The sequence below is a fragment of the Desulfovibrio sp. genome, from assembly GCF_035644575.1.
Lineage (GTDB): Bacteria > Desulfobacterota > Desulfovibrionia > Desulfovibrionales > Desulfovibrionaceae > Desulfovibrio.
In genome coordinates this window covers 44,675-55,346 of the sequence record NZ_DASQOG010000095.1, presented here as the reverse complement: position 1 = coordinate 55,346, position 10,672 = coordinate 44,675, and the positions used below count along the sequence as shown (strand labels likewise).

The following is a 10,672-nucleotide window of genomic DNA, read 5'->3' as shown; positions in this document are numbered from 1 at the left end:
CTTTTCTGCATTCTGGTTCGCTTAATTGCTGGCCTGATGCATGCGGAGAGGTGTCCGAGCCGGCCGAAGGAGCTCGCCTGCTAAGCGAGTATACGGGCTTAAACCTGTATCGAGAGTTCAAATCTCTCCCTCTCCGCCACATACGCAAGTTAAACGGCGAGTTACTGTTAAAGGTAACTCGCCGTTTTTGCGTTCTAGCGGGGTGAAATTCGGGTCGGCGCGGGGTGACGTGCATACCGGCGTACATACTTTTGGGAAAACCCACAAAGGACACCCCGATAGAATTTGGGGAGATTTCTCAACATAAGCTAATACATATAGCCATCTCACCCTAATACCACCCAAACTTATTTCTTGATAATTATTATCCAAGCAGTATACCATAAAAATGTATTGAAATAAAGGTTCCCCTTACAATCAAAGCACTGCAAGCACCATCTCGCGCTTGCGTAACAACAGCGAGCTTTAAATGATCCCCATTAGCAACTTGAACACTGGATTCAACGACGCAGTAAATTATAAGCTTCGAGAAAACAAGGAAATTTTTAACAATTTTTTTGTAAATCAAAAAATCATTGAAGACATTGTACCTACTAATATATCTTTCCTAGTCGGCGACAAAGGAACAGGAAAAACTGCATATGCGGTATATATGACAAATAATGAGACAAAAAATACAAATTCTGTATTGCATTTCCTTATGGAGACAGAATATCAAAAATTTGTTCAACTCAAAAAAGAACATTCACTAGTGTTGTCTGACTACACACAAGCATGGCGTGTAATCATATACCTCTTAATGGCAAAGAAAATAAGTCAAAATGCGCCTGGAAATTTTAGTTTTTTTGGAAATAATAAATTTCAGAACCTAATAAATGCAATAGATGATTTTTACAATGACGCTTTTTCTCCAGAAATTATTACTGCAATGAATTTTGCAGAAAATTCACGCGTTGCTGCGCAGGTCATGAATAAACATATAGGGAAATTTGGCGGGGAAAACTCAACCTCTGTGAATTTTGTAAATCAGACATACCAAATCAACTTACTTTACTTACGCAAACAGTTTGAGGAAGCTTTTAGATCTATTAAACTCGTGAAAAATCACATCATATTTATTGACGGAATTGATGTACGGCCACAAAACATTCCTCATGAAGAATATCTTGACTGTGTAAGAGGCCTCGCAAATGCAATTTGGTCAGTAAATAATGATTTTTTTGCAAATATAAAAGATTCACATGGCAGAATGAAAGTTGTCCTCCTAGTCAGACCAGACATATTCAACCTTTTAGGTCTTCAGAATCAAAATACAAAAATGCGTGACAACTCTGTACTTCTTGATTGGAGAACAAAATATCCAGAATATCGAAAATCAGAACTTTTTTTGCTTGCAGATAAAATTCTAAGCTCTCAACAAGAATCAAAACTCGAACATGGTCAAGCATGGGACCACTACTTCCCATTTAAAGTTGAAAGCAAAATGAAGAAAGCAAATGACTCTTTTATTTCATTTTTAAGGTTTTCTTTATTCAGACCAAGAGATATAGTTACAATGATTAATATCATGAAACTTTCTGCCCTTGAAAGGGACAAGGAAGCTTCTCACTTTATAGTAAACGATTTTGATTCTCCGACTTTTAGGCGCGCTTACTCGACATATATGCTAGGAGAAATCAAAGACCAAATTTCATTCTACCACACACCAGAAGACTACGAAGATTTTTTAAGATTTTTTTCATATTTAGATGGCAAGACTAGATTCAATTACGAGGAATACACTGTATTCTTTGAACAATTTTATGATGAGATCATAAGCAAGAAGAGACAAATTCCAAAATTTTTCGGCTCGCCCGAAGATTTTTTACAGTTTCTGTACGAACTTAGTATCATTTGTTATATACAAGAGGCTGAAGACGATGCTGAAAAATTCATATCATGGTGTCATCAAGACAGAAGCACGGTTAATATTTCTCCAAAAGTGATAACAAGAGTGCGGTATGAAATTCATTACGGCCTTGCGAAAGCACTCAACGTTGGGAAACGCTTTAAATAACGGTATAGAAATCTATACTTAAACAATTGGAGCGCTGAGCCTCACCACGACATATCAGCGCTCTTTTTTAATACAATACATACAAATAATTTTATACTCTGCATCATAGTTTAAAGCAGAATGAATTTGGTGCATATTGTATATATAATTAATTATATATACAATATGCATACGATGAATATGCTAGTTTTAAATAAGATACATAATATACCACATCGATCACCTAATCATTTTCTTCCCGCTTTATGCAGGGAAAGCTCTTCACACTAATAACAAAATTGTAGGTTTTTTTACTCGACTATCCAAGTTCACGTACACAAGCTTGAAAAGAGGGATGCATCACTGATTGGCGCACATGACATGCTCCATTTTGACTCCAAACCGATTTTTATCATCACTCCTCCACCAAGACCGTCCAGCCCCCCCCCAAAAAAAACAGCTTATGCGTACCATTTTCCCGCACGCCGCATCAATCGTTATTATCCCAATCCTTACCGTTCACAAATAGGGCGAGCTGCCACAAAGCAACCCGCACTCTTCAACTGACACAACCAAGCCTACCCGTCGGCCTCAGCCTCATCCCCAGGGACAGCTACCGACTGAACCGCCCCTTCAATGACCCCGGCTAAGCGATCAAGATTGGGGGCAACGCTACGCAGGTAAATATCCGTTGTGGTGGGCCTCTGGTGGCCCAAAAGCTGCTGTATGTCGGTTATGTCGGCCTTTTGCGATTTGACCAGACAAACGGCAAAATAGTGCCTAATTGCGTGAAACCCGAATGGGGTTACCCCTGCCTTCTCGCAAAGCCGCTTCATCATCAGTTTCATCGAGGGCTGCCGCATGGAGTATGGGGCCTGAGTAACCGGGTTAATGAACACAAACCATATGTCCACTACACAGCAGCACTGGAAAAGGGAGGCCTCCCACGGCACTGCCATAGCCAGTACCCTACCCAGGTCGTCAGTGCTGGGAACGACTTAAACCTGTATCGAGAGTTCAAATCTCTCCCTCTCCGCCACATACGCAAGTAAAACGGCGAGTTACTGTCAAAGGTAACTCGCCGTTTTTGCGTCTGAATGGGGTAAAATTGGGGGCGGCACTTGGTGGGGTGCAGGTCGATGCACGTACTTTGGTATGCACCGACGTGAAAATTTCTGAAAAAAATTGATTACCCGCCAATGATCTGCATCGCCATCTTGGGCATGGAGTTGGCCTGAGAGAGCATGGCCACAGAAGACTGCGTCAAGATCTGTTCGCGTACAAACCGCGTCATTTCCGAGGACACGTCCACATCAGAAATACGCGATTCTGCTGCCTGAAGGTTTTCGGCCTGGGTCTGAAGATTGCTCACGGTATTCTCAAACCGGTTTTGCAAGGCCCCAAGCGAGGCGCGAATTTTATCTTTGGAAACAATGGCGTTGTTGATGGTGACCAAGGCTTCCTGCGCCTGAGTCTGGGTGGCTATGCTCATGTTCCCCGATCCGTCTTCGGACAAAATTCTGTCGCTTGAATACGTATCCACGGTCAGAATACCTGTCGCGACAAGAGCGTGCATTTTCCCGTTCAGATCTCGCACAAACGAATATGTTTCACCAGCGCGGCCATAATCAACAGCTGACGCAGTTGGTGAAAACTGGCTCTGCACGCTGGGGGGGACAGTTCCCCACCATATTTCGGTGTTCAGCGTGTTGGGACCACCATAGGAAAGCCCAAGGCTGGAAATGAGCCCATCCATTGTATTAGCCTCACTGGACAAACCCAGCGAACTGGCGGTGCAGTTACCTATCTGAATATAGTAGTAGTCTTCGGCACTATCGTTGGCTGTGCCAAAATGGATCTTCATTTTTCCGGTGGATGTTAGCCCCGCACCATCGTGGGAACTGCTGGACAGATTGCCGTTCAGCAGATGGATGCCGTTGAAGTCTGTGGCGTTGGCAATTCTGGTAATCTCAGACGCCATGGCCTGATATTCCGAATCAATCATGAGCCGTTGCGTGGAGTCGTATGTGCCAGTAGCGGCCTGTTCGGCCAACTCCTTCATGCGAATAAGCTTTTCATCAATAACGCCAAGCGCGCCGTCTGCCGTCTGGATCAACGATATGGCATCGTTGGCATTACGCACACCCTGATTAAGCGCGCTGATATCTGTGCGCATCAACTCACGAATGGCAAGACCAGCGGCATCATCTGAGGCACTGTTTACCCGCAACCCAGTGGAGAGACGCTGCGTGGATGTTGCCAGCTCGGTGTAGTGCGACTGAAGATTCGCCGCAACGCTATTAGCCATAGAATTGGTGCGTATGAACATGAGCCCCTCCAGATTTCTGGAGCACTGCAAATTTCATGCACATAATATCGGCCATTTTTTCCCATGAATGACTTGAAACAGCTCTTTTGCGCCAATATTCTGGCAACAGAGCACAAGCTCAATAGCGCTTACGCTTATTCTGCTCTGCAGCAGACTCAATTCCGTTTAAAAAAGCAAAGTATTTACCATCTTCCTTAACCATGTGGTTCAGCACGAGGTCGTGTATTATGCATTGCAGCATTTGCACTGGGGACACGGGATTTTCAGCATCCTGTTTAAGCAGGCCAGCGCACTTTTGCAGCAACTCTTTGTGCCGGGCCACATGCTCATCAACCTCTGGGTACCCGCTATTGCGCAGCACCGCTTCTTCGTCATTAAAGTGCTTTTCTACAATCTGGTGCACATCCTTAAACCGAGAATTGAGGTCCGGGGCATCTCCTTCTGCGAGCACACGTTCAAGCAGGCTGTTCACAATGGAAACCAGCTCCATGTGTTGCCCGTCCAGTTCCGTATTGCCGGAAGCATATTCGCTATTCCATAGCACCTTCAGCCCCAAGCTGCTCCCGTTGCGCATCTGGGCATACATTCCCCCATCATCTGCCTGAAATTTAACGCAGTTACGACCTTCGTGCTTTGCCAGATAAAGCTGTTCATCCGCGCGCTGCACAATCCACTCTGGAGTAGTGGATTCCTGGCAAATACATGACACAACGCCAACACTGACCGTCACCACCCTGGCTATCTGTGATGCCGCATGGGGAATCCCGCACTGCATGACAGCCTTGCGTATGCGCTCGGCCAGGCTCACTGCGCCAAGTATGTCAGTGTCGGGCAGGAGGCAGACAAATTCCTCGCCGCCGTATCGCGCCGCCAAGTCTGTGGGGCGGTTAAGGCATCGCGCCACGGCCTGAGCAACAGCCTGAAGGCATTCATCGCCCTTCACATGGCCATAGGTGTCATTGTAATTTTTGAAAAAATCTATGTCCAACATGATGAGCGAAAGCGTCGCCCCGGAGCGGATATGGCGATTGCGCTCATAAGCGAGCATGGCGTCAAAATGCCGCCTGTTGGAAATTTTTGTCAGGCCATCCTCGTTGGTCATCAACTCAAGTTTGTGGTTGGATTCCGCGAGGGCGATTTCTGCGAGCTTTCGTTCCGTAATGTCTTCGTGCGCCACCACAACCATGCGCGGGCCATCCCCGCAAAAAGGATTGACCCTGCCCAAAAACCAGCGCTTTTGCTCTGGTGAATGACAGCCATATTCCATGGAAAACGTCTCAAGTTTGCGGTCAAGAACATCCCTTATACCCTGAGCAAATGAGTTGGCTTCCAGGACATTATCAACGCACACGCCTTCGCAGACACGCAGATAATTTACCCCTTCGGAAACAAAATCCCGCGACATGCCATTCGCAGAAGCAAAGTTGCGCCAAGCCTGATTGACCAGAACGATCTCACCTTCGGCGTTGATAAGGGCGATATTGGCGGAAAGGCCGTCGAGCGTGGACTCCAGAAACTGCTTGGAAGAACGCAACTGGTCAGACAACTTCTGGCTCACCAACATAATGAGCCCTATCGTCCAAAAGGTGCTGGTGGTCATAAGAAGAAAATACGTTGCCGCCAGAGGGGATGGGCTTGTGAACAAGGCCATCCCCGGCCCTCCCCACCAGGGAAGAGCCGCGAAAATAAAAAGCCACAGCGTATTAAAAATAAATACATATTTTAAAAATCTGGCTGGCAGCGTATGCTTACAGTTGCCACCGGCAACTGTAAGAGCTGAAAGCAGCGAAAGTATTGAGCATGAAAAAGAAAGGAGTGTTCGTCGTAAAAATATGCTTCCTTCAATGAATGCCAAATAGCTCAGCGCAATCAGCGATACAGCCGCTATAATCAGCACAGATCGCAACAGTTTTTTATTTTCCACAAATTCTGCAAGGCCAATGTATATACACAAAAAACAAAGCAAAAATGAAGCTGTATAAATAAATATTGCAATGCTTGCGACTAACTCGACATCTCTGAACGAGTTCATGAAAAATCCAAAAACCATCACCACGCTGCCCAATACCCACCACTGGATCCCCTGCCCGCCCTTGTTGATCCGATACTGGAGTATAAAGGCAACAAGCTGAGTACAGCAGCACAAACCATAGCAAATAACTAAAGTTTTTATATCAATAAAATCAGCCATCTTGCAGATACTCGCGGTTGAGGGGTCACCTACTTCGGCCTGCTTACATCAACACAGGGTTAGCTGATTGTAAACAGCATTATACTGCACGCGGGTGTTACACAATGCCCTGGAGCTTCTCTAAGCAAGTTTGGCGGGATGAATGATACACACAGGGATTGACCAGCGTGGTATTGGGGCAAGGGTTAACCCTGGGAGTAGTCCTCAACGACTGCCAAACGTTGCGCGCATCAGCACACCTTCGCATAGTGACTTTCAGGCTTCTTCATGTTTTTGTGATGGGAGTTCACCGTTATAGTCAGCAGCAGGCCGCCCCCCGTATCGTTTGTTTTTCAGACAGTACGGGCGGGTTTTTGTTGATATTCAATGAACAGCCATGGCAAAATATGATAAAAGCTATCGCGTTCTATTTGCCGCAGTTTCATGTCATTCCAGAAAATGATATCTATGGCAAAAATTTTACGGAATGGTGCAACGTCCGAGGGGCCATTCCTCTGTATGAAGGGCATGCCCAGCCGCAGATTCCTCATGATATTCTGGGCTACTACGATCTTACTGATGAAAAGATCCTGACAAAGCAGCATCACATCGCCTGGGATAACAACGTTACGGCATTCTGCTATTATTACTACAATATGGCGGGCCGCACACTATTGAATGCGCCTCTGCACATCATCAACAAAAGCCGCCTGATACGGAACGAATTTTGCCTCTGTTGGGCGCACGAATGCTGGTACGACAATACCCAGCCCCAGAGGACAAAACCGTTTATCGCGCAGGAATATTCGCCGGGAAACGCCAAAAAAATTATCCGTGATCTCGCGCAGTATTTTGACAATCCGCGCCATATCAGAATAGACGGCAAACCCCTGCTGCTGGTGTTTGCACCGGAGCGCAATCCCCTGATGCCTGTGTACAGCGAGATCTGGCGCGAAGAAGCGTGGGCCATGGGGCACACAGAACTTTGCCTGGCTGGCGTAGAATGCCATGTGGGGCAGCATCCCGCCAATCTGGGGTTTGACGTTATGGTGGAATTTGCCCCGAACCTGAACCCCATGAACATGCTCTCCAGTGCAGGAGAAGAACCCCGCCGTTTTGATTATGTTGCCACCGTGCAGGACATGCTGCTGAAAGAAACCCCCGCCTACATCCGGCTGCGCTGCGTTTTCCCCGGGTGGGACAACACCCCCCGACGCGGCAGACACGGGCTATCTTTTGAGCACGCCTCAGTGGATGTATTCATCGCTGCCCTGCGCGCCATGGCGCAGCATACCCGCGCATATCTGCCAGAAGACATGCAATATGTTTTTATCAACGCCTGGAACGAATGGGGCGAGGGCTGCCATCTGGAGCCGGATCAAAAAGACGGCTTTGCGTACCTGCACGCGGTGCGCAGCGTCATGAACGAATTTAACGCCTAGCTGGCATCCCCATTGGAGAGGCTTTACGACAGCAAAGGGGCTTGGACAGCCCAAACGATGGATTACCACGGCGCACCCCCTTTCTCTTGCAACACGAGCCTCACTTTCGCCCGGCCTCATCCCTGTGCAATGCCCCCTACTGGTGCGTTGATACCCTTACTTTCTGAGAATTCTTCCACGTGCGAGCCGATGCGGAACCATATTTTATCAGAACCATACTTTACAAACATTCGTGCGCTGGGCAAATTAAAGCCTGTCAACACGCTCAATCATTCGTTATTGCCGGGACACGCCATGAACACGCACATGCCGCTACGATATGCCGCGACTATTTCAATTTTGCTTGCTGTTCTCGCGTTACAAGGATGCGGCGTCAGATCCATTTCTGATTCCGGCTATCAGGCGGAGGCTGGCAGATTGCGGCAACCAGGTCATTCTCTTTACAAAGGCGAGTTGACCGAATTTGAAGTGCTGGGGGTCAAGCCCACCGCTTCAGTCGCGCAGGAAGAAATCCAGCACGCGCTGGAAAACAGGCAACAGTTTTCCCTGCCCAAAGGCTCCTCTGTCATGCTTATCCAGTCAGGGGCCATCATGCCGGACGACAGCATGATCCAGGCATTGGAAGCGCATTACCGGGTTGCGGCTTTTTCCGGCATTCCAGTGGGCCAGGGCGATGCCAGCCACGCAGCAGCTTTACGGTTGGCTGCGGCAAAGGGCAATTGTGCAAAAATACTGGTCTATTGGGGAATTCTGGAAACAGCGCAAAAAGATATGAGCACAAAAGCGGTTTCCTGGGTTCCCATAGTTGGCGGCATCATTCCAGATGAATCGCAGGAGATGCGAATCCGCCTGAAAATGGCTCTTATCGATGTTGCAACAGGCCAGTGGGAAGCTTTTTCACCCAAGCCGATTCAGGATACATCAGCCAGTGCGCGCTACACACGCGCATCTTCAGACCAACAACAAGTGGCTGTTCTTAAAGCCCGGGCATATGCGGAACTGGCTCACGCCATCGTAAAAAAATACGCTGAATAGCCTGAGAGCAGTGCAAAACCGAGCGTCGCAGAGGACTGGCTCTGCCAGCTAACTGGCCGCTTCCGTCCTGTATTGTTCCCTGATGTTCTGCTGGCACTGCAACACAATAGCGTTTATTTCGTCCTTGTGCCCTTCTATGGCATCAAACATTTGATCAGAAATCTTTGCAGAGATACTTTTTCTGATTATATCAAAGGCCGTATCAATGGGCAGGCTCTTGCGATATGGGCGATCTTCCATCAAGGCTGCAATCACATCTGAAAACGCCAGTATTTTTGAACCCACATCCAGATTTTCATCTTGCAGGGAATACGGATACCCGGACCCATCTACCTTCTCATGATGGTTCTTGGCCCAGAGCACAATTTCATAAAACCACTCGGAAATGCTGAGACTGCTCAAAATCTGCCCCGTATAATACGTATGCAGCTTGACCTGATCAAATTCATCATCAGTGAGCGGGCCTCCCTTTTCAATAAGGCCGGGGTCGATTCCGATTTTACCTATATCGTGCAGATAGCCGCTGATCTTCAATTTCAGACAACGCTCGCGCGAAAAGCCAAATATTTTGCCGAGTTCACACGCAAGATTGGCTACGGTGTAGGAATGCGAGGCTGTGAAGTGGCTTCTAAAATCAATGATGCGCGAAATGGTCAGGGCAAAATCGAGAACATTTTCAAGGGTAAGATCAAAATTCATCGACGAATCGACCAGCCTGAAAAGCTGATCAAGCTCGAGATTATTGATTTCAATCCAGAAGATATCCGGAGCTGATGCCTGCGCAAAGGCAGCGAAGACATCAGGATGAAATGTGGTCGAAACGTTGGCCCTGATTTTTTCTATGACCGAGGCCTTTTGCTTGAGCACAAAAACATCTGGATTGATCAGCACGTCAACCCGGTCCGCAAGGTGAAGGATATGACTGTCCAGCAGCACCTCGCCTTCATCCATATTCAAAGATGCGTCATAGTGGATATGATGATGCCTGATGATCCTGGCAACATCCTTGAACGGGCCAAATGACGAAAGCATTCTGTATCCCATTTCACAGTGCGGTCTTGGATTATGCACATCTGCCTGAGTGAGCGCATTACGCTCCTGAACAGACAAGGCTCCAACATCGTGGACAGCTGCTGCAATGATCAGCCTGAAGAGCTGATCACAGTCAAGATTCATTTTTTTGCCAATATGATAGGCAATGACGGCTGTACGCCTATGGTGCGACTTTAAAAGGTAATTGCAGCTATCGATTGATTTGATGATCGGAACGGCCAATTCTTTCAGAGAAATAGCTTCCATGACAGGCAACCTTGCGTTAGATGAAAGCAAAGATAGTTTTTTTTACTAAACCACACAGGCTATAGCAAGCAATTTTACATTAAACACAAAAATAATCACACCACCGCAACGCATAACTAAACAGCATTTATAGAACATTCATCCTGCAACAAGCAGAAAACATCCCTAACAACGCACAAAATCTGATTTTCATACTATCAATACCACAGCATCTATGGATACTGACAATCAATAGCCACATACCAGACCACAACTGCATGTCTTTTACATCCCCGATTTCTTAAGCCCCAAGCCTGAAAAAACTGGATTGTCAGCGGCATGGCATTGATAGTGCCATACGCATGACATACAAATCGGACGCC

At 46.9% G+C, this 10,672-nt stretch carries 7 protein-coding genes and 1 tRNA gene; 4 read left to right on the top strand and 4 right to left on the bottom strand.

Annotation, left to right across the window (positions count from 1 at the left end):
• The first annotated feature begins 44 nt into the window (after nt 1-44).
• A tRNA-Ser gene (locus VEZ52_RS05350) sits at nt 45-139 on the top strand.
• Nucleotides 140-469: 330 nt separating this feature from the next.
• Nucleotides 470-2,056 carry a P-loop ATPase, Sll1717 family gene (locus VEZ52_RS05345; protein WP_324835867.1) on the top strand — a complete coding sequence of 529 codons (1,587 nt, stop codon included), beginning with the start codon at nt 470-472 and terminating at the stop codon, nt 2,054-2,056.
• 557 nt (nt 2,057-2,613) lie between these two features.
• On the opposite strand, the gene VEZ52_RS14630 is transcribed toward VEZ52_RS05345, so the two are convergent.
• The 3 genes from VEZ52_RS14630 to VEZ52_RS05335 form a co-directional block, all read right to left on the bottom strand.
• Entirely contained in the window at nt 2,614-2,898 is a 285-nt protein-coding gene (locus VEZ52_RS14630; RefSeq protein ID WP_414649503.1) for a tyrosine-type recombinase/integrase, read from the bottom strand.
• A gap of 326 nt (nt 2,899-3,224) precedes the next feature.
• Nucleotides 3,225-4,364 (bottom strand): flagellin, encoded by a 1,140-nt coding sequence (locus VEZ52_RS05340; protein ID WP_324835866.1) that lies wholly within the window; start codon nt 4,362-4,364, stop codon nt 3,225-3,227.
• A gap of 118 nt (nt 4,365-4,482) precedes the next feature.
• Nucleotides 4,483-6,555 carry a diguanylate cyclase gene (locus VEZ52_RS05335; protein WP_324835865.1) on the bottom strand — a complete coding sequence of 691 codons (2,073 nt, stop codon included), beginning with the start codon at nt 6,553-6,555 and terminating at the stop codon, nt 4,483-4,485.
• Nucleotides 6,556-6,941: 386 nt separating this feature from the next.
• Here VEZ52_RS05335 and VEZ52_RS05330 point away from each other — a divergent pair, with 386 nt between their 5' ends.
• On the top strand, nt 6,942-7,976 hold the full coding sequence (locus VEZ52_RS05330; protein ID WP_324835864.1) for a glycoside hydrolase family 99-like domain-containing protein: 1,035 nt from the start codon (nt 6,942-6,944) through the stop codon (nt 7,974-7,976).
• A gap of 189 nt (nt 7,977-8,165) precedes the next feature.
• The gene (locus tag VEZ52_RS05325; RefSeq protein WP_324835863.1) at nt 8,166-9,011 is read left to right on the top strand and encodes a hypothetical protein; all 846 of its coding nucleotides are present in this window, start codon (nt 8,166-8,168) and stop codon (nt 9,009-9,011) included.
• A gap of 48 nt (nt 9,012-9,059) precedes the next feature.
• Here VEZ52_RS05325 and VEZ52_RS05320 read toward each other — a convergent pair whose 3' ends face one another.
• Nucleotides 9,060-10,310, bottom strand: coding sequence for an HD-GYP domain-containing protein (locus VEZ52_RS05320; RefSeq protein WP_324835862.1), 1,251 nt, complete (start codon nt 10,308-10,310; stop codon nt 9,060-9,062).
• Nucleotides 10,311-10,672: the final 362 nt, after the last annotated feature.